Here is a 24,690-nt window from a genome sequence, read left to right on the forward strand (position 1 = left end):
CAACTGTTCGTATGCCTAATCGTTTTCGCCGGAGTCGTCCCCACCATGCAGCGCATCGATCGCCCGCCGCTCGCGCTTGGTCGGGCGTCCCGCACCGGCCGGGCGGCCGACGTCGCGGTAGGGATCCTGCAAGCGCTCCTCCGGCACCGGCGGGGCGAGGTCCTCGTACAGCGCCTGGGCCTCCGGCGCCGGGCCGCGCCGGGTGCCGAGCGCCAGCACCTTGATGACGCGGATGTGGCGCCCCTGCGCGAAGGTCAGCACGTCGCCCGGCTTCACCGAGGCGTGCGCCTTGGTCACCACCGCCCCCGACATCCGCACGCCGCCGTCGTTGCACAGCTTGGCGGCGAGGCTGCGCGTCTTGAAGAAGCGGGCGTACCACAGCCACTTGTCGATGCGCAGCCGGCCAGGGGTGGCGGCGTCGGTGTCGATGGCGTCGGCGTTGGTCATGGGCGTTTCCGTGCGTTGGTTCAGGTTGTTCAGTCCACTCCGTCAGCGCCCCACCTAACCTCCCCCGCCCAGCGGGGGAGGTTAGGTGGGGGTTTAACTTGTCCACACGAAAACCCCCTCACATCCCCGACAACTGCCGCAGCTTGGCGAAGGGGTGGTCGGCGTTGGTCGGCGCCTCGCGCCGGGGCCTCGGGGCCTGGGGGCGGCGGCGCTTCCAGGTCACGGTGCCGTCCTCGGCCACCGCGCGGGCGTAGCCGAGGCCGGCCAGCACGGCGCCCAGTTCCTCCGCCGACAGGCCGACGCGCTGGCCGAGCGCCACCTCGCGGATCGGGGTGCCGGCCTTGGAGGTGGTCAGCAACTCGGTTTCCAGCCGGTCGAGCATGTCGACGCGCAGCGCCCGGCCGCCGGCCACCGGATAGCCGATGGCCTCCCAGAAGGCCGGCGGTGCACCGCCATCCGTGACCGGCAGCGCTTCCACCGACACCCGGCCGGGCGGCGGCACCGGGACCGGCAGGGGATGGCCCTTCGCCACCGCCCACAGCAGGGCGCGCAGGCTCACCGCCGCCGGCTTGGCCAGCGCCGTCAGGTAGAGGTGCGACACGCCCAGCCGGACGCCCAGCCGGGTCAGCGCCTTGCGGTCCTCGCGCTCCAGCCGTTCGACCATGGCGGCGACCGGCGCGCGCGGCAGCACGCCCAACCCTTCCACCAGTTGGAAGGCCAGCCCGCGCCCCGCCCCGGACAGGCCGCCCGACAGCCCATCCGCGCCGGACAGCGCGAACAGCGGCTTCAGCCGGGCGGCGATGTGGTCCTTCAGCCAGCGGTCGAGCCGCGCCCGCACCCGCTCGCGCTGGGCCTGGTCCAGCATGCCCTCGTCGAACGGCACCACCAGCGGTGTCAGCACCGACGGCCCGGCGGCCAGACGCGCCACCGGCAACCCGTCCGCGCTCAGCACCCCGTCCGGTCCCAGCGCGAAGACGTCGTCCGGCTCGGCCTCGAAGGCGCGCAGCCGCTTGGCCAGCTCGTCGCGCAGCGCCCGGCGGGCGGCGGTCAGCAGCGACTTCGCCTCGTCGGAGCGGTCGGGGGCGTCGGGGACGAAGCGGAACCCTTCCAGCCGGCCGACGACGTGCCCTTCCACCACCACCTCGCCGTCGGCGCGCACGCCGCCCAGCAGCGCCCGCCCGTCCTTCAGCGTCCGCGACAGCGTGGCGGAGCGGCGGTCGATGAAGCGCTGGGTCAGCCGCTCGTGCAGGGCGTCGGACAGCCGGTCCTCGATGGCGCGGGTGCGCTCCTGCCAGTGCAGCGGGTCCTTCAGCCAGACCGGCCGGTTGGAGATGTAGGTCCAGGTGCGGATGTGGGCGATGCGGGCGACCAGCGCGTCGATGTCGCCCTCCGTCCGGTCGAGCCGGGCGATCTGCTTCGCCACCCAGTCGTCGTCCAGCCGGCGCATCGGCCCGCGCAGGCCGCGGAAGATCTGCGCCAGCAGCTTGGTGTGGGCGTCGGACAGCACCTTGCGGAAGTCGGGGACCTGGCAGACCTCCCACAGCAGGCGCACGGCATCGCGGCCCTTGGCGAGGTCCATGATCTCCGGATCGCGCACCAGCGCCTGCAGCGCCAGATGGTCGTCGGCCTCGCGCACGCGCGACAGCTCGGCGATCGGCGCCCGTTCCTCCAGCGATTTCAGCAGGAAGCCCGGCGTGTCGAAGCGCAGGTCGCTGTTGCGCCAGGACAGCGCCTTGACCGTCTCGAACTCGTGGTTCTCGACGCGGGACACCAGATCGGCGTCCAGCTCCCCCACCTCGTCGGTGGTGCCGAAGGTGCCGTCGCGCATGTGGCGCCCGGCGCGGCCGGCGATCTGCGCCACCTCGGCGGGCCTGAGCCGGCGCGGGGCGAAGCCGTCGAACTTGACGATGCGGGCGAAGGCGACATGGTCGACGTCCATGTTCAGCCCCATGCCGATGGCGTCGGTCGCCACCAGGTAATCGACCTCGCCCGCCTGATAGAGCCCGACCTGGGCGTTGCGGGTGCGCGGGCTGAGCGCGCCCAGCACCACGGCGGTGCCGCCGCGCTGGCGCCGGATCAGCTCGGCGATGGCGTAGACGTCGGTGGCGGAGAAGGCGACGACGGCGGAGCGCGGTGGCAGCCGCGTCAGCTTCTTGTGGCCGGCGTAGGTCAGCTGGGAAAAGCGCGGGCGGCTGACGAACTCCGCCTTCGGCACCAGCCGGCGGATCATCGGCAGCATCGAGTCCGACCCGAGGAACATCGTCTCGACCAGCCCGCGGGCGTTCAGCAGCCGGTCGGTGAAGATGTGGCCGCGTTCGGGATCGGCGCAGAGCTGGATCTCATCGACCGCCAGGAAATCGACCGCGCGGTCGAGCGGCATCGACTCGACGGTGCACACCCAATAGGCCGGGTTGGGGGGCAGGATCTTCTCCTCCCCCGTCACCAGGGCGACGGCGTTCCGGCCCTTGATGGAGACGATGCGGTCGTAATTCTCCCGCGCCAGCAGGCGCAGGGGGAAACCGATCATGCCGGACCGGTGGCCGAGCATGCGCTCGATCGCCAGATAGGTCTTGCCGGTGTTGGTCGGCCCCAGCACGGCGACCACACGGCCCCCCCGCCCGAGACCGCCGCCCGCCGAAGCGTGAGAGGACGTCATGGGGTAAGCTTTGGGGTGCCGGCGGCCGCAATGCAAGCGGCGCCTTGGCGGTGTATGGCAAATGCGCCGGCCGACCGGTCAATGGGACAAGGGAGGGGGGTGCAGGGGCGGGGCGCAGCGGTCGCGGACCGCGCGGAATTTGGCGCGGGCCACCCGCAGGATCAGCGCATAGTCGCTCTTGATGACCGAAAGGCTGAAAAACAGCGGGGAAAGGTCGAGCATGGACATCGGGGAGGCTTCCGGTTGGGACCTTGCCCGGTCCGCGCGGTGGGACCGGATCCGGGAAACGACACGGGCCGCCGAATGGGGGTTCGGCGGCCCGTGTCTCTCGACGGCTGCGTTGGGGGGCTTGGGATCAGCCGCCGGGAGCCAGTGTTACGTCAGCCCTTCGGCTGTTCCTGCGGCGCCTTGGCCGGGCCGTTTCCCGGACCGTTGCCGGGGCCCATCATGCCCGGCCCCATGCCGCCGGGCCCCATGCCGCCGGAACCCATCCCGTGATGGCGCGGGCCGTCATGATCCCAGCCGCCGGGGCCGCCGTGATGCATCCCCATCCGGCCGCCGGGGCCCTGGTTCAGCATGTGGTCGGCCTCCTTCTGCTGGTCCGGCGTCAGCTGGGCGTACAGGTCGGTCAGGGCCGGGCGGACGGTCTGCAACTGCTGCAGGTGGGCCTGCATCATCTGCTCGGCGCGCTCCAGGCGCTGCGGCAGCGCCGCCGGACGCGGCGCGTCCTTGAACTTGACGCACAGGTCCTGCGTCGGCTTCAGGCTGGAGCGGGCGGCGTCGGCGAACTTGGTCCAGGCGGCGCGCTGCTGGTCGGTGATGTGCAGCTTCTTCTCGGCGTAGGCCAGCTTGCCGGCGAGCCGGGCCTCCTGGTCCTCGCACATGCCGGCGAAGTGGCGGTCGGGGCCGCCCGGGCCACCGGGGCCGCCGGGCTGCGGACCGCCCTGGGCGAAGACCGGAACGGCCACGCCGAGGCCGGCGACCAGCAGGGCGGACGTCAGAAGGGCGCGTTTCATGGTGACAACTCCTCAGTGTTTCGACCGTGCCGCGGGGTGGTTCGAGCCAAGCGGTGCGGTGCTGCGTAAACCCCGGATGGAGGGGGCTTATTCCGGTGGGAGGCGGGCGGTGCGTCATCACCGCCGTCCCGATGACCAGACAATGGCGCCGCAACGTTGCCGCCGCATGTCCGCAAACCGGTCATTTGGTAACAGTGTGTAACCGCCGGGCCCTCCGTAACCGGGCGTTACACATTTCCCCTTCACCCCAACCGCGCCTCGCCCGATCATGGTCGCCATGGACCGTATCCCCCACCTCCTCGTCGTCGACGACGACCGCGAAATCCGCTCCCTCGTCGCCCAGTTCCTGACCAAGCACGGCTTCCGGGTCACCGGCGTGCGGGACGGGGCGGAGATGATGCGCACGCTGGACGGCGCCCGCGTCGACCTGATCGTGCTCGACCTCATGCTGCCGGGGGAGGACGGGCTGTCGCTGTGCCGCCGGCTGCGCGCTGCCCCCCAGACCGCCCAGACGCCGGTGATCATGCTGACCGCGATGGGGGAGGAGACCGACCGCATCGTCGGGCTGGAGATGGGGGCCGACGACTATCTGGCGAAGCCGTTCAGCCCGCGCGAGCTGCTGGCCCGCATCAAGGCGGTGCTGCGCCGCGTCTCCGCCCCGCCGGTGGCGGGCGGTGCGGCGGCGGCCGGCACGGTGCTGCGCTTCGAGGGCTGGTCGCTCGACATCACCAAGCGCGAGCTGCGGTCGCCCGACGGCGTGCTGGTCCAGCTCTCCGCCGGGGAATACGACCTGCTGGTCGCCTTCGTCGAGCACCCGCAGCGGGTGCTGACCCGCGACCAGCTGCTGGATCTGGCGCGCGGCCGCTCGGCGGTGCCGTTCGACCGCTCCGTCGACGTGCAGGTCAGCCGCCTGCGCCGCAAGATCGAACCCGATCCGGCCGAACCGACCCTGATCAAGACGGTGCGTGGCGGTGGCTATCTCTTCACCGCGTCGGTCGGGAGCTGACCCGATGAGCGTTCAGCCCGAAAGCCCGCCGCTCGCCGCCGCTCCCGGGGCCGCCACCTCGGGGAGCCCGGTCCGCCGCCGCCACTGGCGCTTCCGCTTTCCCGACAGCCTCGCCGCGCGGATCGCGCTGACGGTGGTGCTGGCGCTGCTGCTGACCCAGGCGATCAGCGCGCTGGTCTACCTGACCGACCGCAGCGAAGGGCCGCCGATCCATGGCCCCAACGTGCTGGTCCAGCGCGTCACCGCCATCGTGCAGCTGGTGGAAAGCACGCCGGTGCCGGGGCGGGACCGGGTGGTGCGCGCCATCGACGACCCGGTCCTGCGCGTCGAATGGCACCCCGACCGGCCGCCGGAGCTGGAGGATTACGCGGGCGTGCGCTTCGACCCGCTGAAGCGCCGGCTGCGCGAATCGCTGGACAGCCCCAACCGCGCCATCGTGGTGGAGGTGCAGCGCCCGCCGCACGACGCCGATCACCGCCACCCGCCGCCGCCCTTCGCCGGCGGCGAGGACAACCGGCACTGGGGGCCGCATGTCCGGCTGTCGGTGCGGCTGACCGACGGCTCCTGGCTCAGCTTCACCGGCGGCGACCCGATGGCCGGGCCGTTCGGCATCCTGCGCTTCGTGCTGTGGATGGGGGCGATGGCCGGGGGGATCCTGCTGGTGTCGCTGCTGGCCGCCCGCCGGGTGACCGCGCCCTTGGCCGGCTTCGCGGCCGCCGCCGAACGGCTGAGCGTCGACGGCGAGGCCAAACCGCTGCCGGAGCAGGGGCCGAGCGAGCTGCGCGCCGCCACCCGCGCCTTCAACCGGATGCAGGGCCGGCTCGCCCGCTTCGTCGCCGACCGCACCCAGATGCTGGCGGCGATCAGCCACGACCTGCGCACGCCGATCACCCGGCTGCGCCTGCGCGCCGAGCTGGTCGACGACCCGGAGATGCAGCGGCGGATGCTGTCCGACCTGGACGAGATGGAGGCGATGATCTCCGCCACCCTCGCCTTTGCCCGCGACGACGCCCAGCGCGAGCCGCGCGGCCGCTTCGACCTCGCCGACCTGCTGCAGAGCCTGTGCGACGACCGCGTCGACGCCGGCCACCGCGCCGCCTACGCCGGCCCTGCCCACGCGGTGGCGGAAGGCCGGCCGGTCGCGCTGCGCCGCGCCTTCGCCAACCTGATGGACAACGCCATCGCCTATGGCGGCGGCTTCACCGTCCGGCTGGAGGACGGGCCGGGCACCGACGGCCACGCCCTGATCCATGTCGAGGACGACGGCCCCGGCATCCCGGAGGCCGAGTTCGAGAAGGTCTTCGCCCCCTTCTACCGGCTGGAACGCTCCCGCTCGCGCGACACCGGCGGCGTCGGGCTCGGCCTGTCGACCGCCCGCACCATCATCCGCGGCCACGGCGGCGACGTGACCCTGGCGAACCGGCCCGAAGGCGGCCTGCGGGTGACGGTGACGCTGCCGCTTTAGCAGCCCTCTCCCGCCCCGGGAGAGGGATTTCTCCCACCCCCACCTCCCCCGCAATTGTGGAGAGAGTCATTCTTTCGCCACGGTCGCGGGACAAATAATCGACTCGCCATGACCGGTCTTTCGGCGAAGCGGGCGTCGGCGTATTAGGACGATGGCGGGGGCGATCCCCGCGGGACGTCATCGACCTTCAGGGGCTTTTGTGAGTGCGCCGTGACCGCCGACCGACCGGACCATCCCACGGACCCGCGCCACCGGAGCCAGCTTTACGCGGGGCTCCGCCCGATCGCCACGCGGGACGACCCGTCGCCGCTCGACCGTTTCAGCGCCGGGGCGCTGGCGAAGGGGCTCGCCGGCAAGGCGGTGACGCTGGCCAAGGCGGAGATCGCCAAGCGGGGCCGGAGCAAGCGCCGCCGCACGCTGCTGCCGCCGACACCGATCCTGCCGTCCTTCACCCTGCCGAAGCTCGCATTGCCGAAATTCGCGTCGTCCAAACCCGGATCCTCCAAACCCGCCTCGCCGTCCCCGCGGCGATCCGGCGGTTACCCGCCGCCGCCTCCGGCCAAGCCGCCCGCTGGGCCGCGCCGGGCCGCCCCGCCGCCGCGTCGTGGTGGCGGCTGGCTGCAACGGCTGCTGCAATGGGGGCTGGTCGCCGCCATCTGGTGCGGTATCGGGCTGGGGGCGGTGCTGGCCTGGTTCGCGCTCGACCTGCCCGACATCTCCAAGGTGGCGCAGTTCGAACGACGCGCCTCGATCACCGTGCTGGCCGCCGACGGCAGCGAGTTCGCCCGCTTCGGCGACCTGCATGGCACGACGCTGAGCGTGCGCGACCTGCCGCCCCACCTGATCAACGCCGTGCTGGCGATCGAGGACCGGCGCTTCTATTCGCATTTCGGCATCGACCCGATCGGGCTGGTGCGCGCGGTCTACGTCAACTGGCGGTCGGGCCGCGCGGTGCAGGGCGGCTCGACCATCACCCAGCAGCTTGCCAAGAACCTGTTCCTGACACCGGAAAAATCGCTGAAGCGCAAGATCCAGGAGGCGATGCTGGCGCTGTGGCTGGAGCACCGCTTCACCAAGGACCAGATCCTCACCGCCTACCTGAACCGCGTCTATCTCGGCGCCGGCACCTTCGGCGTGGACGCCGCGGCGCGCACCTATTTCGGCAAGCCGGCGACCGAGGTCGACGTCCGCGAATCGGCGGTGCTCGCCGGGCTGCTGAAGGCGCCGTCGCGCTACGCCCCCAGCTCCAACCCCGACGAATCGGCGGAGCGCGCCCGCGTCGTCATGGCGGCGATGCTGGACGGCGGCTTCCTGACCCAGGCGCAGTACGACGCGGCGCGCGCCGCCAAGCCCTCGCCCAAGCGCAAGCCCGGCGGCGACGGCCGCTATTTCGCCGACTGGGTGACCGATCTGGTGCCGGGCTTCGTCGGCCCCGATGCCGGCGACGTCGTCGTCCGCTCCACGCTGGACCTGAAGATGCAGCGCGCCGCCGAACAGCGGCTGGAGGCGTTGCTGGCCGGTCCCGGCGTCGCCGCCAACGTCCGCCAGGGCGCGCTGGTCGCCATGGCGCCGGACGGGGCGGTGCGGGCGCTGGTCGGCGGCCGCGACTACGACAGCAGCGAGTTCAACCGCGCCACCCAGGCGATGCGGCAGCCGGGTTCCGCCTTCAAGCCCTTCGTCTATCTGGCGGCGCTGGAGTCCGGCTGGACGCCCGACAGCCAGATCGAGGACGCGCCGGTCCAGCTCGGCACCTGGAGCCCCGGCAACTACGACGGCAAGTACCGCGGCACCATCACGCTGGCCTCGGCGCTCGCCCATTCCTCCAACACGGCGACGGCGCGGCTGATCGACCGGGTCGGCACCGACCGGGTGCGGCGCATCGCGTCCGGCCTCGGCATCGCCTCGCCGCTGACCAGGGACCTGTCGCTGGCGCTCGGCACCAGCGAGGTGACGCCGCTGGAGCTGGTGCGCGCCTACGCCGGCATCGCCAACCGCGGCGCGCCGGTGTGGGCCTACGCCATCACCGAGATCAAAAGCCGCGACGGCGCCGTGCTGTACCGGCGCCAGGGCGGTGGCAGCGCCGCGGTGGTCGACCCCGCCCACGCGGTTCAGCTCACCCAGATGATGGGTGGCGTGCTCGACTATGGCACCGGCCGCAGCGCCCGCCTGAACCGCCCGGCGGCGGCGAAGTCGGGCACGACCCAGGACTATCACGACGCCTGGTTCGTCGGCTTCACCGCCGATCTGGTCGCCGGCGTCTGGCTGGGCAACGACAACAACGAGGCGATGAAGAAGGTCACCGGCGGCACCCTGCCGGCCAAGCTGTGGCACGACTTCATGATGGACGCCCACGCCGGCAAGCCGGCCCGCCCGCTGCCCGGCCTGGACGGCGCCCCGGCCTGGAGCCCGCCGGCCGGCGGGGTGCCGATGGCCTCGGCCGACGCCGCGCGTCCATCCTCGGCGTTGCAGCGCGTCGACAGCGGCATCGGCTCGCTGATCGAGAAGATCGCCGGCGGCGCCACCCCCACCGCCCCGCGGGTGCAGTACGACTACAACAACAGCAGCGCCCGGTAAGGGAGCCACGCCGATTCCGCCGGGACGGCGGGACTGCTATACCTCCAACGGTTTTGCAGCGGAGACGGGACGGGGCATGGCGGCGGACGGGCGACTGGGGCGGGGGGACGCGGGCGTGATGGGCGCGGGAGCGATGACGGCGGCGTTGACGGTCGACCACCGGCCGCGCCCGCTTGCCGCCAGCCTCGCCGCCACGCTGACGGCCGTCCATCCGCCGATGCCGGAGGCGCCCGCCCGCCGTGACGCCCTGAACCCGCTGCTGAGCGTCGCCGCCCCGGTGCTGGCCCTGGCCGGGGAGCTGCGCGACCGCGTCGCCCCCGCCGCCCTGCCGGCGCGGGCCGCCGTGGCCGCCGCGCTGGAGCGGTTCGAGCGCGACAGCGCCGCCGCCGGGCTGGAGGCCGATTCGGTGCGCGCCGCCCGCGTCGCGCTGGCCGCCACGCTGGACGACGTCGCGCGGGCCGCCGGCCATGGTGGCGCGGCGGTGGCGGAGCCGGGGGCCGGGGTGCGCTTCTTCGACCTGCTCGACGGCATGCTGGGCGACCCGCGCCGCCACCGCCACGCGCTGGAGCTGTTCTACGCCTGCCTGTCGCTCGGCTTCGAGGGGCGCTACCGCGACAAGCCCGGCGGCGCCCACGACCTCGCCCATCTGCGCGACGAGCTGTACCGCATCCTGCGCCGCGCCCGCGGCGACGCCGCGCCGGTGCTGTCGCCCGCCTGGGCCGGGGTGACGGAGCGTTTCCGGCCGCTGGGTGGGACGCTGCCGGCCTGGATCGTCTGGGCGGCGGTGGCGCTCGGCCTGTCGGGGCTGTACGTCCAGCTGGCCGGCTCGCTCGACCGCCGGGCGGAACCGGTGGCGGCGCGGATCGACGCGCTGCTGCCCGACCGGCCGATCGAGATCGCGCGGCTGGTGCCGCCACCGCCGCCCACCGCCGGGCCGGCGCTGATCGCCCGGGTCACCGGCCAGTTGGCGCCGGAGATCCGCAGCGGCGCCGTCGAGGTGCTGGCCGGCGAGGACGGGGCGCTGGTGATCCGCATTCCGGCCGCCGCCATGTTCGCCACCGCCGGCGACGCGGTGAAGGCCCGCCACCGGGCGGTCGTCGAGCGGGTCGGGCAGGCGCTGGCGCCGGAGGCCGGCAGCGTGGTGGTGGTCGCCCACAGCGATGGTCAGACGCCGCAAGGCGGCCGGCTCGCCAACCCGCAGGCCCTGACCGAGGGGCGGGCGGAGGCGGTGCGCAAGCTGCTGGAGCGCAGCCTCGCGCCCACCCGCCTGTCGGCCGAGGGGCGCGGCGACCAGGAGCCGGTCGCCCTCAACGACACGCCCGCCGGGCGCGACTCGAACCGGCGGATCGACATCCGCCTCTACCCGCACTAGGGCGCCGGCGATGGCTTTGTCCCGCACCCGCGCCACGTTGCCCGCTCCGAAGCCTCCCGCTCCGAAGCCGCCGACCAAGCGCCGCAAGGCCGCGCCCGTCCCGTCGCCGCATCGGTCGGCCCGCACCCGCTGGGCGGTGTCGCTCGGCGGCGCGCTGGCGCTCGGGCTGATCGGCTGGTTGCTGTTGCCGCGGCTGGCGCTGGCCATGGCGCCGCCGCTGGCCCTGGCGGCCGAGGCCGACTGGACCGTCCGGCTGCTGCCGCTTGGGCTGGCGCTGGCCGGCTGGCTGGTGGCGAACCGCCGCATCGACGCGGCGGAGCGCGCCGCCAACGCCCGGCTGGTCGAGGCGCTGGCCGCCTCCCGCGATCCCGAGCTGAAGGCGTCGCTGGAGGAGATCGGCACCGTCGCCAAGCGGCTGGACGCGGTGCTGGGCCGGCTGCGCACCCATCGTTTCGGAAGCGGATCGATCAGCCGGCGCTGGGGTGGACGCTACCTCTACCAGTTGCCCTGGTATCTGGTGATCGGCGCGCCGGGATCGGGCAAGACCACCGCGCTGGCCAACGCCGGGCTGAACGCCGCCCTGCCGACCCCCACCCTGCACGACAACGATATCGCCGAGCCGGTGTCCGGCCCCGTCTCCGGCTTGGGCGGTACCCGGAATTGCGACTGGTGGTTCACCGACCGGGCGGTGCTGATCGACACCGCCGGGCGCTACACCACCCAGGACAGCCGGCGCGCCGTCGACGGGCGGGTGTGGTCCGGCCTGCTCGAGCTGCTGAAGGAGCATCGGCCGCGCCAGCCCGCCAACGGCGTGCTGCTGACGCTGAGCCTGCCCGACCTCGCCGGCTGGAGCGATGCGGAGCGGCGCAACCACGCCATCCAGATCCGCCAGCGCCTGAACGAGCTGCGCATCCATCTCGGCGTCCGGCTGCCGGTCTACGCCGTGTTGACCAAGGCCGACCTGCTGGAGGGCTTCGCGACCTTCTTCGACCCGCTCGACCGCGCCGGCCGGGCGCAGGTCTGGGGCATCACCCTGCCGGTGGAGGAGGGGGCGAAAGAGAGAGTGGCGAACCCGCTGCCGGCCTTCCACGACCTCTACGCCGGGCTGGTGCGGCGGTTGGACGAGCGGCTGCTCGACCGGCTGCACCAGGAGCCGGACATCCGCCGCCGCAGCGCCGCCTTCGCCTTCCCGCTGCGCATCGCCGGGCTGGAGCCGGCGCTGGCCGACATCGTCGACACCGTCTTCGGCTCGGAGCAGGGGGAGGAGGCGCCGCGGCTGCGCGGCCTCTACCTGACCAGCGCCACCCAGACCGACGGTCCGGTCGGCCTGCTGGAACCGGGCGCCGACGAGCCGGCCCCGACCTACTTTCTCGACCGGCTGCTGCCGGACGTCGTCTTTCCGGAGGCCAACCTCGCGCAGGTCGACCGCGTGGTCGAGCGCGCCCGCCGCCGCCGCGCCGGCTTGTCGGCCGCCGCGGCGCTGGCGGCCGGGCTGCTGGTCGGCGGCTATTGGCTGGTCAGCGCCCGCGGCAACGCCGCCCTGCTGGAGCGCGCCGACGCCGGCGCCGCGGCGGTGGAGGCGGCGCTGCGCCCGCTCGACACGCCGCCGCGGGCGCTGGCGCGGGTGGACGACGCCGACCCGGCGGCGATCCTGCCGGCGCTCGACGCGTTGCGCGCCCTGCCGCTCGGCTACGAGGACCGGCGGGACTGGGCCGACCCGGCGCTGGCCGGCGGGCTCTACCAGGGCGGGCGCATCGCCGGGCCGGCGCGCGACGCCTACCGCCGGGCCCTGCGCACCCAGTTCCTCGCCCGCATCGCGCTGCGGCTGGAAGAGCGGCTGCGCGCCGACTGGGCGTTGCCCGACCAACTGCGGCAGACCCTGGCCGCCTACCGCATGGTCGGCGGCGCCGTGCCGATGAACCCGGGGGCTTTGGCCGAATGGCTGGCGCTCGACTGGCAGCGGGCGCTGCCCGGCCCGGCGAACGAGGGCCGGCGGCGGGCGCTGGGCGACCATCTGGCGGCGCTGTTCGCCGTCGGCTTCGCCCCCGTCCCGCCCGACGAGACGCTGGTCGCCCGCGTCGAGGAGGTGCTGGCCCAATCGGCGCCGTCGTCGGCATCCTCTTCGGCCGTCGTCAGCCCGGGCCGGGCGGTGCCGCCGTGATCGGGCATCCGGGCGGCCAAGCGGGTCTGGGAGGGTTCGCGGCGCGGGCGTCGGCCTTCCTGGGCGGCCCGGGGCGCGGCATCGGCGTGGGCTCCGGCGGCGGAGTCGATCTGGTGGTCGGCTTCCACGGCAAGGTGCCGGCGCGCGGCGACTTCGTCGGCCACGGCCTGCCGCGCGAGGTGCTGGGGCCGCTGGACGGCTGGCTGTCGGCGGCGCTGGGCGAGGCCGGGCGGCGGTTGGGCGGCGAATGGGAGACGCTGTTCGGGCAGGCGCCGGTCTGGCGCTTCGCCCTGTCGGCCGGGTTGTGCGGCGCCGCCCCGCTGGCCGGGGTGTGGCTGCCCAGCGCCGACCGGGTCGGGCGGCTCTACCCCTTCACCATCGTTGCCAGCCTGCCGGCCGGTCTCGACCTCGCGGCGGTGCCGGCGGCCTGCGCCGGCTGGTTCACCCGCGCCGAGGCGGTGGCCGACGATGCCTGCCGCGCCGGGGCCGACGTGGAAGGGTTGCCGGCCCGGCTGGCGATCCTCGGCCGGCCCGACGCGGAGCGGGTGTCCGCCACCACCCGCGCCCTGCTCGACCGGCTGTCCGGCCCGCTGCCGGCCGGCGCCAGCCTGTGGTGGACCCGCGGCGGCGGCCGGGTGGCGCCGTCGCTGCTGTCCTGCGCCGGCCTGCCCGCCGGGCCGCGGCTGGCCGCCTTCCTGGACGGGGCGTGGGACCGCTGGGGCTGGGAGAACACCGGGGAGGGGTAGAGGCGCTCCCTCACTCCCCCGTCTGCAACAGGGCGCCGCGCACGCGGGCCTGGTGGAAGGCAAGCAGGAACACCCCCACGCCCAGCGCCATGTACAGGGCGTTCAGCCCGGTGGCCCAGGCCAGATGGTCCCAGCGCAGGGCCCCGCCGTAGATCAGCGCCCGCATGCCCTCGAAGACGTGCGACGACGGCAGCATCCACGACACCGGCTGAAGCCAGCCGGGCAGCACCGACACCGGGTAGTAGACGGCGCTGACCGGGGCCAGCATGAAGACGACGATCCAGGCCAGCCCCTCCGCCCCCATGCCGTAGCGCAGGATCAGCGCCACGATCAGCAGGCCCAGCGACCAGCCCAGCACGATCAGGTTGGCGAAGAAGGCGGCCAGCGGCAGGCCCAGGGCGAAGACCGAATAGCCGAAGAAGGGAATTGCCAGCAGCGCCGCCGGCACCACGCCGATCAGCGTGCGCAGCAGGCTCATCACCATCAGCGACGCGACCCATTCGCCGGGGCGCAGCGGGCTGACGAACAGGTGGCCCAGGTTGCGCGACCACATCTCCTCCAGGAAGGAGACGGAGACGCCGAGCTGGCCGCGGAACAGCACGTCCCACAGCAGCACGGCGCTGACCAGCACGCCGGCGCCCTGCGCCACCCAGCCGCTGGCCCCGCCGCTGCTCGACGCCATGAACTGGTTGATGTAGCCCCACAGGATCATCTGCATGGTCGGCCAGTAGGCCAGCTCCAGGATGCGCGGCCAGGACCCGCGCAGCAGATAGACGTAGCGCAGCACCATGGCGCCCACCCGGCGCGGCGAAACATCGGCGCGGGGGACGGCGACCGCCGGCATGGCGGGCTCATTCGGCCGCATCGACGGTCTCCCCCGTTGAAAGAGGGCCGGTTGAAAGCGGGCCGGCGAGACGGGCGCTGCCGGTCCCGAGCCCGTCCGGCGCGCGGGCGATGTCGAGGAACACCTCCTCCAGCGTGGCGCGGCCATAGCGGGCGAGCAGGGCGGACGGCGCGCCGCGGTCGACGATCCGGCCCTGCCGCATCATCAGCACGCCGTCGCACAGCCGCTCCACCTCCAGCATGTTGTGGGAGGCCAGCAGGATGGTGGCGCCGGTGCGGGCGCGGTACCGCTCCAGATAGGTGCGGATCCAGTCGGCGGTGTCGGGATCGAGCGAGGCGGTCGGCTCATCCAGCAGCAAAAGCTCCGGATCGTTGAGCAGCGCCTTCGCCAGGGCAACGCGTGTTTTCTGCCCCGCCGACAGCCCGCCGGAGGGGCGATCCAGAAAACGCGTCAGGTCAAGGTGCTCGGCCAAGTCTTGGACGCGCTTTTTGACGCATGTCAAACCGTAGAGATGGCCATAGACGGTAAGGTTCTCCCGCACCGTCAGCCGATGGGGCAGTTCGACGTAGGGAGAGGAGAAGTTCATGCGCGGAAGCACGGCATGCCGATGGCGCGCCATGTCGACGCCCAGGATCTCCACTGTCCCGGCCGTCGGCAGCAGCAGCCCCAGCAGCATCGAGATGGTTGTCGTCTTGCCGGCGCCGTTTCCGCCCAGCAGCCCGGTCACGCCGCCGCGCGGCACGGTGAAGGCGATGGCGTCCACCGCGGTGACGGGCGTGCCGTCCGGGGTGGGAAAGCGCTTGGTCAGCCCGTCCACCCGGATCGCGGGCGTCGGCGGGGCGGATGCGGAATCGGATGGAGAGGGGCGGGGCGTGATGGTCGCGTGCGTCATGGGCACAGAATATGGCGGTGCGGGCCGCAACCGCCAGGGGCGGGCTGCCCCGTGTGCAGCCGGGGGGCACGTGTCGTGATGACGCTCGCCAACACCCTGCCGGCGGCGCTGCCGGTGCCGACGCAATGGTCGCAGCCGGATGGCCGCATCACGCTGCGCACGCTGATCCTGATCCGCTGGGTCGCGGTGATCGGCCAGTTGGCCGCCGTCGCCTTCGTCAACCTCGGGCTGGGCTTTCCGCTGCCGCTCGGGCCGGTGCTGGCCGCCATCAGCGCGTCGGCCCTGCTGAACGGCGTGGCGATGGCCCAGCGCGGCGGCCGGCTGCGGTTGGCCGACCGCGACGCGGCGCTGTATCTCAGCTACGACATGCTGCAGCTGACGCTGCTGCTCTATCTGACCGGCGGCCTCAGCAACCCCTTCGCCATCCTGCTGCTGGCGCCGATGACCGTCGGCGCGGCGATCCTGTCGCGCTACAGCACGGTGCTGCTGACCGGGTTGAACCTGATCTGCCTGACCGCGCTCGCGCTGTGGCACTTCCCGCTGCCGTGGGAGGAGCCGGTGCGCTCGATGGCGCCGCTCTACGCCTTCGGGGTGTGGCTGTCGCTGTCGGTGTCGTCGGTCTTCATCGCCGGCTACGTCTTCCGGGTCGCCGCCGAGGCGCGGCGCTTCGCCGACGCGCTCGCCGCCTCGCAGGTGGCGCTGGCGCGCGAGCAGCGGCTGGGCGCGCTCGGCGCGCTGGCTGCTGCCGCCGCGCACGAGCTGGGCTCGCCGCTCGGCACCATCGCCGTCGTGGCGAAGGAGCTGGCGCACGACCTGCCGTCCGACAGCCCCTATACCGAGGATGTCGAGCTGCTGCAGAGCCAGGTGATGCGCTGCCGCGAGATTTTGGCCGATCTGGCGCGCAAGCCCGAGGCCGACGGCGGCGACCCGTTCGAACGGCTGCCGCTGACCGCGCTGATCGAGGCGGCGGCCGCGCCGCACCGCCAGGGCCACATCACCTTCGTCGTGGAATCGCACCCGGTCGGCGGGGCGGAGGAACCCTTCCTGCGCCGCAGCCCGGAGATCATCCACGGCATCGGCAACTTCATCCAGAACGCCCACCAGTTCGCCCGCCAGAAGGTCACCGTCGCCGCCGCCTGGGATGGCCGCGGCGTCACCATCACGGTGATGGACGATGGCCCCGGCTTCCCGCCCCATCTGCTGGGCCGCATCGGCGAGCCCTACCTGTCGGTGCGCGGTGATCGCGCCGGCCAGCACGGCCACACCGGCGGCAGCCACATGGGGCTGGGCATCTTCATTGCGCAGACGCTGCTGGAGAAGACCGGCGCGTCGGTTCAGTACGCCAACAACCCGCCGGCCGATCCGCCCGTCGGCGGACACGCGGTACAGGGCGGCACCGGTGCGCGGATTTCCGTGCGCTGGAAGACGATCAACGCCAAGAAATGAGGTCTAGCGGTGGATACCGTCAAAACAACCGATGAACTGCTGTCGGGCGATGCCGTCAAACTCACCTTCACCGGCGATGTGACTCGCAGCCTCCTGATCGTCGACGACGACGCCCCCTTCCGTCTGCGGCTGGCCCGCGCGATGGAAAAGCGCGGCTTCAACGTCGTCGCGGTCGACAGCGTGCAACTGGGCGTCGAAGTGGCGCAGGAATCGGCCCCCGCCTTCGCGGTGGTCGACCTGCGGCTGGGCGACGGCAACGGGCTGGACGTGGTGTCGGCCCTGCGCGATGCGCGGCCGGACGCCCGCGTCGTCATGCTGACCGGGTACGGCAACATCGCCACCGCGGTGGCGGCGGTGAAGGCCGGCGCGGTCGACTATCTGCCCAAGCCGGCCGACGCCGACGCCGTCGAATCGGCGCTGCTGGCCGACGGCCGCCCGCTGCCCCAGCCGCCGGAAAACCCGATGTCGGCCGACCGCGTGCGCTGGGAGCACATCCAGCGCGTGTTCGAGCAGTGCGACCGCAACGTGTCCGAAACGGCACGCCGGCTGAAGATGCACCGCCGCACGCTCCAGCGCATCCTGAACAAGCACGCTCCCCGCGCCTGAGCGGCGCCATCCGGAACACGCCTCTGGAAACACGAACGGCCCGCCGCAAGGGGCGGGCCGTTTCGGTGTGTCGGCGGGCGACGGTCAGGCCAGCCGGTCGGTGCGGCAGGTCTTGATGCCCAGCAGCGTGTAGGCCGGGCAGGAGCCGACGAACGCGGTCAGCAGCGGCACCAGCCCGACCAGCCCCCACAGCGTCTGCGGGCCGACGACGGTCAGAGAGATCAGGATCAGCCCGACGATGGCGCGCAGCGCGCGGTCCACGGGCCCGATGTTGCGGCAAAGCATGGCGGCACCTGTTGTTTTGAAGCGTTGGTGGTGAGAGGAGCATCCTTCCCCGCCCGCCGGTCTAGCCCGCCGCCAAGCCCGCGTCTGTGACGGAGTCACAGGAGAGGGCGCGGCTACGGTCCGTCGGCCTTTCTCGACAAGGGTCCGTGCCGGTGCCATCTTTGGGCTTCCGTCACGGAGAAGCCTCCATGCCCAGGATCGACTTCAGCCACCTATCGCCGCAAGAGCGCCTGGAACTGGCCGGGGACCTGCTGGACAGCCTCGATGATGCCGAGGTTCCGCTCCCGGCGGGGATGAAAGCCGAACTCGACCGCCGCAACGCCTCTTTTCCGGAAACGCGCGCCCAGGCGGTTCCGTGGGCGGACGTGCGTGCCCGACTGCGCCCGCGCAACGCGTGAGCCTCCCCGTTCTTTTCCTGCCTGACGCCGAAGCCGATCTGCGCGAGGCACAGGCGTGGTACGACAGCCGGGCCTTCGGATTGGGCGACCGCTTTTTTTCCGCGTCGAGCCGGACGCGGTGTTCATGATCGCCTGTGCCCACACCAGCCGCAGGCCGTCGCGTTGGCAGGGCCGGTTGTCCAGGCCCACCACCTGAAGCCGTCCGCTCCCCGATCCCCGTCCAATCTCAGCGCTCCTCCGCCAGCGCCAGCAGCGCCGCCGCGTCGCGCACCTCGATCCGGCCGCGGGCGAGGGCCACGAAACCCTGGCGCTCGAACTCCTTCAACTGGCGGCTCACCACTTCGCGCGCGGTGCCAAGCTCTACCGCCAACGCCTGGTGGGTGGTGTCCAGGCCGCCGGCCGGGTCGCGGTGCTCGGCCAGGAAGCGGGCAAGCCGCAGGTCGACGCGGCCGAACGCCACCTCCTCGACCAGCATCATCATGCCGGTCAGCCGGGTGCCGAAGGACGCGAAGACGAAGTCGCGGAAGGCGCCGGAGCGCGCCACCAACTCGTGGAACGGGCCGGCCGACAGGGCGATCGCGTCGACCTCGCTCTCCGTGACCGCCTCGGCGCCATAGGGGGTGTGGGTCAGCAGGCAGGCGGTGGTGACGATGCAGGTCTCGCCGCGGGCGACGCGGTAGAGCACGATCTCGCGCCCGTTTTCCGAGGTCATCTGCACGCGGACCGACCCGTCCAGCACCATCAGGAAGGTATGGCAGCGGTCGCCGGCGCGGAACAGCACGGTGCCGCGCGGCAGCGTCACCCGCGCGCCGGACCGGCGCAGCAGCGCTTCGGCGTCGGCGTCCAGCCCGCCCAGCGTCGGGAAAAGCGCCGGAATCTCCGCCGGCCAGCCGGTCCGTTCGAGCGTCATGGCCCCTGTCCTTTCGAATGACCCCATTATCCCCGGCCGGACACCGGGCGTCTATCCCGCACTGCAGCAGGGCCAGGAAGGCTACCCACTGCGCGCCCATTGCTCGCCGCATGCACTGGGTGGGCGATGCAACGGCTGGACTAACACTGCGTTTCAGCCAATCGGATGAACCGCCGACCCCGACCGCCGCCTGGACCTCTGGTCGATGGGCGGCGGCCAAACAGTGGATCGGACGAACGGTCGGTCCTATGGCCGCGCTTCTGGTCGTTACGCGAGGAGGACCCTTTGGCCACCCAGGAACTTCAGGAACAACCCCGTCGTCAAAGCCCCGAATCGCGGCGGAGTTCGGGTTCCGTCTCCTACGATCTTTCCGCCAGCGCGGCGAGCGCGGTGCGCCGGACCACCGGGCTCTTGCGCCGGCACAAGCTGCTGATCGGTACGGTGATCGTGCTCGGCACCGGGCTGGCAACCCTGGCCGCCTTCCGGATGACGCCGCTCTACACCGCCGAAACCCTGATCATGGTCGAGCACCGCAAGAACACCGTGCTCAATTTCGAGGGGGTGGTGTCCGACATGACCCCCGACATCAGCGCGCTGCAGAGCGAGGTGGCCATCCTCAAATCCCCGGCCTTCGCCGAAAAGGTGGTGGCCAAGCTGGGCCTGATGAAGGACCCGGAGTTCAACGCGGCGCTGCGTCCCGAACCCACCGGCCTGGCCGGCTGGCTGGCCATGCTGAACCCGCGCCATTGGGTTCCGGCGTCGTGGCGCCAGACCAGCGACGTGCCGCTGTCGCCGGAGGAGGTGGAGCGCAACCAGACCACCGCCGTGGTCAACGCCGTGCTGGACAACACCGCGGTGCGGCCGCAGGGGCGCTCCTACGTCATCGCCGTCAGCTTCGACAGCGAGGATCCGCGCAAGGCCTCGCTGATCGCCAACACGATGGCCGACCTCTATCTGGTCGACCAGCTCGACGAGAAGTTCAAGGCGTCCAAGCGCGCCACCCAGTGGCTGGAGGAACGCATCACCGACCTGCGCAAGGAGGCGCAGACCACCGGCGACGCGGTCGAACGCTACCGGTCGCAGAACGGGCTGACCGCCTCGACCAACGAGAGCACCGTGGTCACCCAGCAGTTGAGCGCGCTCAACACCGACTACATGCTGGCGCGGTCCAAGCGGCAGGAGGCGGAAGCGAAGCTGCGCGAGGTAACCACGCTGGCCAACTCGCCGCGCGGCGTGTCGGCGGTCGGCGACGTGCTGGGCTCGCCGCTGATCCAGGCGCTGCGGGAACGCGAGGTCGACCTGCAGCGGCAGATCGCCGACGCCACCAACCGCTACGGCACCAAGCACCCGATGCTGCAGGCGCTGCAAAGCCAGTTGCGCGACCTGCAGGGCCAGATGAAGACGGACGTCGGCAAGATCGTCAGCAACCTCGGCAACGAGGTGGAACTGGCGAAGGGCCGCGAGCGGGCGCTGAAGACCAACCTGGACCAGCTCGAATCCAAGCAGAACGAGCAGTCGCAGGCCACCGTCGGCCTCCGCACCCTGGAACGCGACGCCAGCACCGCCCAGGCGATGTACGAATCGCTGCTGACCCGGTCGCAGCAGATCGCGGCGCAGAGCGACATCCGCCAGCCCGACGCCCGCGTCGTGTCGGAGGCGTCCATCCCGCTCGATCCGTCGCAGCCCAACCGCAAGCTGATCGTCCTGCTGGCCCTGGTGGTGTCGGGCACGCTGGGCGTGCTGCTGGCGATGCTGCGCGAACGGGCCGACAGCGGCTTCCGCAGCCCGCACCAGTTCGAACTGGCCACCGGGGTGCGCAGCCTGGGCATCGTTCCGCGCATCCCGCGCTTCGGTGGGGCGCCGGCCGGCTACATCGTCGACAAGCCGATCTCCGCCTTCGCCGAATCGATGCAGAACCTGCGCACCTCGCTGCTGCTCGCCAATCCCGACGGGCGGCACCGGGTGATCCTGTTCAGCTCCTCCGTCCCCGGCGAGGGCAAGAGCTCCATCGCCGCGGCCTTCGCCCGCACCTGCGCCAACGCCGGCCAGCGGACGATCCTGGTCGACTGCGACCTGCGGCGGAAGAGCCTGCACGACATGTTGGGCCTGTCCAACAACCGCGGCCTGACCGAGGTGCTCGCCGGCACCGCGGCGCTGGAGGAGGTGGTCCAGGTCGACCAGCGCACCGGCCTGCACGTCATCACCGCCGGCCACGGCCGGACGCTGCCGCAGGACACGCTGGGCTCGTCGCGGATGCAGCAGCTGCTGTCGCGCCTGTCGGTCGACTACGACCGCATCGTGATCGACTCGCCGCCGGTCCTGGCGGTGTCGGAGGGCAAGCTGCTGGCGGCGCTGGCCGACCAGACGGTCTTCATCGTCCGCTGGGGCATGACCAAGCGCGGCACCGCCATGGCCGGCCTGAAGGAGGTGGTCGAGGCCGGCGGCGAGGTGGTCGGCGTCCTGTTCAGCCAGGTCGATACCCGCCGCCACGCCCAGTACGAGTTCCCCGACAGCGGCCGCTACCACGGCTACCGCCGGTACTACGCGAACTGAGCTGTTGTCTGTCCCTCTCCCGCCCTCGGCGGACCGCCGGTCCGTCGATCGCGGGAGAGGGCGTTTTACGACCCGTTTCATGATGTTTCCACCACCCGTGAGCCTATGAATGACCGCTGGCCGCCGCATCTTCCAGAACATCCGTGCTCTTGCCGCCGCGAAGATGGCGACGATGGCGAGCGGGCTGGTCACCGCCGCCTGGACCGCCCGGGTTCTGGGGCCGGACAGCTTCGGCGTGTTGGGATTCGGCACGTCGCTGATGGCCTACGCGGCGCTGTTCGTGAACATGGGCCTGTCCACCTACGCCATCCGCGAGATCGCGCGTGACCGCGACTCCCCCGACCATGCCGAGCGGGCGGCCGAGCTGTCGGAGCATGTGCTGACCCTGCGCACCGTGCTGGCGCTGGTGGTCGGCGGGCTCTACGCCGCCTTCATCCTGTCGCTCGACCGCCCGGCGGCGATGAAAGCGGTGCTGCTGGTCCAGGCGGTGCAGCTTCTCGGGAACGCTTTGGTGCTCGACTTTGTTTATCAGGCGACGGAGCGGATGGGAGTGATCGCCACGCGGGAGATCGGCACATCGATCGGCTCGATGCTGCTGGTGTTCCTGCTGGTGCGCGGCCCCGAGGACGCCGTCATCGCCGCCGCCATCACCGGCGGGTCGATCACCGTCAACGCCCTGGTGATGATCGGCCGCTTCCGCCGCGACTTCGGCCATCTGCGCCCGAGGATCGATCTGAAGATCTGGCGCGACATCCTGACCGCGGCGACGCCGATGGCGGTCGGCGTCTTCGCCTGGGCGATCTTCACCCATCTCGACGTCGTCATGCTGGGCTTCCTGGCCCCGCACACCGAGGTCGGCTGGTACAGCGCCGCGGTGAAGATCCAGACACTGGCCAATCTCGTCGGCAACATCGTGATGAACGCCTTCCTGCCGCAATTGGCCGCCGCCTATGGCGAACTCGGGCCGATGCGCGACCGGATGCGCGCCTACGCCTCGGTGATGCTGGCGGTCGGCGGGCTGGTCATCGCCGGGGGCTTCGCGCTGGCGCCGTCGGTGCTGGGCACCCTGTTCGGCGAGGCCTACGCCCCGGCGACGCTGGCGCTGCGGCTGCTGATGCTCGCCTCGGCCGTGGTCTACGCCAACATGATCCTGGGCAACCCGCTGCTCGTCTGGCACCGGCAGACCGGCTACATGGTCGCCATGCTGTCGGGCGGGGCGCTGAACGCGCTGCTGAACGTCTGGTGGATCCCCCGCTACGGCATCGAGGGCGCCGCCATGGCCACCTTCAGCGCCGAGCTGGCGGCCACCGTCGCCATCGCCTGGATCCACCGGCAGGCGGTGGGCGAGCTGTATGGCGGCATCGCGGCGCGGGCGCTGCTGTGCGCCGGGGCGGCCGTCGCCGCCTCGCAGGGGCTCGACCGCATCGCTGCCCCGCTGTTCGAGCGCACGCCGGCGCTGGTCCATTTCCTGATGGGTGCCGTTGTGATCGTCGCGGTCTATGCGGCGGTCGCGGTGATGATCGGTCTGGTGCGGCCCAAAAGGCTGCGCCGGCTGACCAGCGCCACGGCCTGAGTCCGCGTAAGGTTACAGGATTGACGATTGCTCCACTTGTACCACTTCCGAACGTTTCTGTTGGTGCCTCCAAGCATTCATTTGATAGCGGCGGGGGTTAGTACTCTTAATACCGGCGTGCACGGCAATCATAGTCTTTTCATAGGACCATGGTTTCTGAAACACTTCGCGCTGCACAACGCCGGAAACGAGGTACTTCAGCGTTACGGCGAAGAGACATTTAGAAAACAATTTCAAATTCCGAGGTTTCCCCGTTCGCGCCTCCGGCCGGACGGGCGGCTTCGGCACCGGGGGCGTGACACTAGAGGGCGTCTTCGACACTCAAAGGCGGCCCGCCGGAAGCGGCGGGTCATCAGCAACCGCAGGAGCGACGATGCTTCCCAAGACTTTTTCCGATCGCAACGTCTGCGTTCTCGGCCTCGGCTATGTCGGCCTGACGCTGGCGGTCGCGATGGCGGACGCCGGCTTCCAGGTGCATGGGGTCGAGGTGCGGCAGGACGTGCTCGACAAGCTCGGCCAGGGCGACCCGCACTTTCACGAGCCGGGTCTGACGGAAAAGCTGCGACACGTCATGACGCGCGGCCGCTTCACCTTCAGCCGGTCCCATGAGGATTGCGCGAAGGCCAGCGTCTTCATCATCACGGTCGGCACGCCGCTGGCCAAGGACGGCCGGGTCCGCACCGACATGATCGAGGCGGCGACCCGGCAGGTCGCCGCCAGCCTGCACGACGGCGACCTCGTCATCCTGCGCTCCACCGTGAAGCTGGGGACGACCCGCAACGTGGTGGCGCCGATCCTGCGGGCGACCGGCAAGCAGTTCGACATCGCCTTCTGCCCGGAACGCACGCTGGAAGGCCAGGCGCTGATCGAGTTGAACCAGCTGCCGCAGATCATCGGCGCCGAAAGCCTGGACGTGGCGACGCGCGCCGCGCAGATCTTCGGCTTCCTGACGCCGACCACCGTCAAGGTCTCGACGCTGGAGACGGCGGAGCTGATCAAGCTGGTCGACAACACCTACCGCGACGTCACCTTCGCCTTCTCCAACGAGATCGCGAAGCTGTGCAACGCCATGGAGATCTCGGCGGTCGAGGTGGCGCGTGCCGGCAAGCTGGGCTACCCGCGCACCAACCTGCCGCTGCCCGGTCCGGTCGGCGGCCCCTGCCTGGAGAAGGACCCCCACATCCTGATCGAGGCGGCGCGCGAGGTCGGGGTGGAGATGGCGATCACCGCCGCCGGCCGCCGCGTCAACGAAGGCCAGCCGGTCGAGGTCGCCGACTTCCTGGGCAAGCTCGCCCATTCGATGCAGGGCTTCCCGTCGGCGCCGACCATCAGCCTGATGGGCCTCGCCTTCAAGGGCCGGCCGGCCACCGACGACCTGCGCGGCACGATGGCCAAGCCGGTGCTGGAGGAGCTGCGCCAGCGCTTCCCCACCGCCCGGCTGCGCGGCTTCGACGCCGTGGTGCGGCCGGACGACATCCGCTCCTTCGGGCTGGAGCCGGCGGCCAACATGGCTGACGCGGTGGCCGGCGCCAACCTGGCGGTGATCCTGAACAACCACCCGGTCTTCACCTCGATGCCGCTGCCCGATCTGGCCCAGCGGATGGACCGGCCGGGGGTGATCTACGACTTCTGGAACAACTTCAACAGCCGCGACGTCGACCTGCCGGACGGCACCGCCTACGTCGCGCTCGGCAGCCACGGCGCCGCCCGCTACGCCCACGTCGCCTGAGCCGGCGGTCC

At 71.8% G+C, this 24,690-nt stretch carries 20 protein-coding genes; 12 read left to right on the forward strand and 8 right to left on the reverse strand.

Annotated features, from left to right (window positions below; genetic code table 11):
* Positions 1–15 precede the first annotated feature (15 nt).
* The 4 genes from TSO352_RS18265 to TSO352_RS18275 all read right to left on the reverse strand — a co-directional run bounded on the left by TSO352_RS18265 (position 16) and on the right by TSO352_RS18275 (position 4,119).
* Positions 16–447, reverse strand: a complete 432-nt coding sequence (locus TSO352_RS18265) for an RNA-binding S4 domain-containing protein (protein WP_109108721.1) — start codon at positions 445–447, stop codon at positions 16–18.
* Positions 448–565: 118 nt separating this feature from the next.
* Complete coding sequence (locus tag TSO352_RS18270; RefSeq protein ID WP_109108722.1) at positions 566–3,103, reverse strand: helicase-related protein; 2,538 nt, start codon at positions 3,101–3,103, stop codon at positions 566–568.
* Between the two features lie 78 nt (positions 3,104–3,181).
* A complete protein-coding gene (locus TSO352_RS33270) occupies positions 3,182–3,331 on the reverse strand; it encodes a hypothetical protein (protein WP_158284605.1) in 150 nt (49 codons plus the stop codon).
* A 152-nt stretch (positions 3,332–3,483) separates the two neighbouring features.
* Complete coding sequence (locus tag TSO352_RS18275) at positions 3,484–4,119, reverse strand: Spy/CpxP family protein refolding chaperone (RefSeq protein ID WP_109108723.1); 636 nt, start codon at positions 4,117–4,119, stop codon at positions 3,484–3,486.
* Positions 4,120–4,396: 277 nt separating this feature from the next.
* Between TSO352_RS18275 and TSO352_RS18280 the strand changes: the two genes are divergently transcribed.
* The 6 genes from TSO352_RS18280 (at position 4,397) to tagF (ending at position 13,443) form a co-directional block, all read left to right on the forward strand.
* The gene (locus tag TSO352_RS18280; protein ID WP_109110722.1) at positions 4,397–5,125 is read left to right on the forward strand and encodes a response regulator; all 729 of its coding nucleotides are present in this window, start codon (positions 4,397–4,399) and stop codon (positions 5,123–5,125) included.
* A gap of 4 nt (positions 5,126–5,129) precedes the next feature.
* Positions 5,130–6,590 (forward strand): ATP-binding protein, encoded by a 1,461-nt coding sequence (locus TSO352_RS18285; protein ID WP_109108724.1) that lies wholly within the window; start codon positions 5,130–5,132, stop codon positions 6,588–6,590.
* 210 nt (positions 6,591–6,800) lie between these two features.
* Positions 6,801–9,164, forward strand: a complete 2,364-nt coding sequence (locus TSO352_RS18290) for a penicillin-binding protein 1A (protein WP_109108725.1) — start codon at positions 6,801–6,803, stop codon at positions 9,162–9,164.
* Positions 9,165–9,282: 118 nt separating this feature from the next.
* Positions 9,283–10,536, forward strand: coding sequence for a type IVB secretion system protein IcmH/DotU (icmH, locus tag TSO352_RS18295; RefSeq protein WP_247872515.1), 1,254 nt, complete (start codon positions 9,283–9,285; stop codon positions 10,534–10,536).
* A 10-nt stretch (positions 10,537–10,546) separates the two neighbouring features.
* Positions 10,547–12,697: a type VI secretion system membrane subunit TssM gene (gene tssM / locus TSO352_RS18300; protein WP_109108727.1), complete on the forward strand. Its 2,151-nt coding sequence runs from the start codon at positions 10,547–10,549 to the stop codon at positions 12,695–12,697.
* On the forward strand, positions 12,694–13,443 hold the full coding sequence (gene tagF / locus TSO352_RS18305) for a type VI secretion system-associated protein TagF (RefSeq protein WP_247872235.1): 750 nt from the start codon (positions 12,694–12,696) through the stop codon (positions 13,441–13,443). The genes tssM and tagF overlap by 4 nt, the downstream gene beginning before the upstream one ends.
* A 10-nt stretch (positions 13,444–13,453) precedes the next feature.
* On the opposite strand, the gene TSO352_RS18310 is transcribed toward tagF, so the two are convergent.
* Together TSO352_RS18310 and TSO352_RS18315 are read right to left on the reverse strand one after the other, a co-directional pair.
* Complete coding sequence (locus tag TSO352_RS18310) at positions 13,454–14,308, reverse strand: ABC transporter permease (RefSeq protein WP_109108728.1); 855 nt, start codon at positions 14,306–14,308, stop codon at positions 13,454–13,456.
* Positions 14,295–15,185, reverse strand: a complete 891-nt coding sequence (locus tag TSO352_RS18315) for an ABC transporter ATP-binding protein (protein WP_247872236.1) — start codon at positions 15,183–15,185, stop codon at positions 14,295–14,297. Before TSO352_RS18315 ends, TSO352_RS18310 begins: the two co-directional genes overlap by 14 nt.
* A 72-nt stretch (positions 15,186–15,257) precedes the next feature.
* Between TSO352_RS18315 and TSO352_RS18320 the strand changes: the two genes are divergently transcribed.
* Together TSO352_RS18320 and TSO352_RS18325 are read left to right on the forward strand one after the other, a co-directional pair.
* Positions 15,258–16,625, forward strand: a complete 1,368-nt coding sequence (locus TSO352_RS18320) for an ActS/PrrB/RegB family redox-sensitive histidine kinase (RefSeq protein WP_199231752.1) — start codon at positions 15,258–15,260, stop codon at positions 16,623–16,625.
* A 36-nt stretch (positions 16,626–16,661) separates the two neighbouring features.
* A complete protein-coding gene (locus TSO352_RS18325) occupies positions 16,662–17,231 on the forward strand; it encodes an ActR/PrrA/RegA family redox response regulator transcription factor (protein ID WP_109110724.1) in 570 nt (189 codons plus the stop codon).
* An 84-nt stretch (positions 17,232–17,315) separates the two neighbouring features.
* On the opposite strand, the gene TSO352_RS18330 is transcribed toward TSO352_RS18325, so the two are convergent.
* Positions 17,316–17,516, reverse strand: a complete 201-nt coding sequence (locus tag TSO352_RS18330) for a DUF2892 domain-containing protein (RefSeq protein ID WP_109108730.1) — start codon at positions 17,514–17,516, stop codon at positions 17,316–17,318.
* A 188-nt stretch (positions 17,517–17,704) separates the two neighbouring features.
* Here TSO352_RS18330 and TSO352_RS18335 point away from each other — a divergent pair, with 188 nt between their 5' ends.
* Positions 17,705–17,914, forward strand: a complete 210-nt coding sequence (locus TSO352_RS18335) for an addiction module protein (protein WP_109108731.1) — start codon at positions 17,705–17,707, stop codon at positions 17,912–17,914.
* Positions 17,915–18,140: 226 nt separating this feature from the next.
* Here the strand turns inward: TSO352_RS18335 and TSO352_RS18345 are convergent, their stop codons facing one another.
* Positions 18,141–18,824 (reverse strand): Crp/Fnr family transcriptional regulator, encoded by a 684-nt coding sequence (locus TSO352_RS18345; protein ID WP_109108732.1) that lies wholly within the window; start codon positions 18,822–18,824, stop codon positions 18,141–18,143.
* Between the two features lie 390 nt (positions 18,825–19,214).
* Between TSO352_RS18345 and TSO352_RS18350 the strand changes: the two genes are divergently transcribed.
* The 3 genes from TSO352_RS18350 (at position 19,215) to TSO352_RS18360 (ending at position 24,679) form a co-directional block, all read left to right on the forward strand.
* Entirely contained in the window at positions 19,215–21,377 is a 2,163-nt protein-coding gene (locus TSO352_RS18350) for a polysaccharide biosynthesis tyrosine autokinase (protein WP_247872237.1), read from the forward strand.
* A gap of 109 nt (positions 21,378–21,486) precedes the next feature.
* On the forward strand, positions 21,487–22,950 hold the full coding sequence (locus TSO352_RS18355) for a flippase (RefSeq protein ID WP_109108734.1): 1,464 nt from the start codon (positions 21,487–21,489) through the stop codon (positions 22,948–22,950).
* A 373-nt stretch (positions 22,951–23,323) separates the two neighbouring features.
* On the forward strand, positions 23,324–24,679 hold the full coding sequence (locus TSO352_RS18360) for a nucleotide sugar dehydrogenase (protein WP_109108735.1): 1,356 nt from the start codon (positions 23,324–23,326) through the stop codon (positions 24,677–24,679).
* The last annotated feature ends 11 nt before the right edge of the window (positions 24,680–24,690 follow it).

The sequence above is a fragment of the Azospirillum sp. TSO35-2 genome, assembly GCF_003116095.1.
Classification (GTDB): domain Bacteria; phylum Pseudomonadota; class Alphaproteobacteria; order Azospirillales; family Azospirillaceae; genus Azospirillum.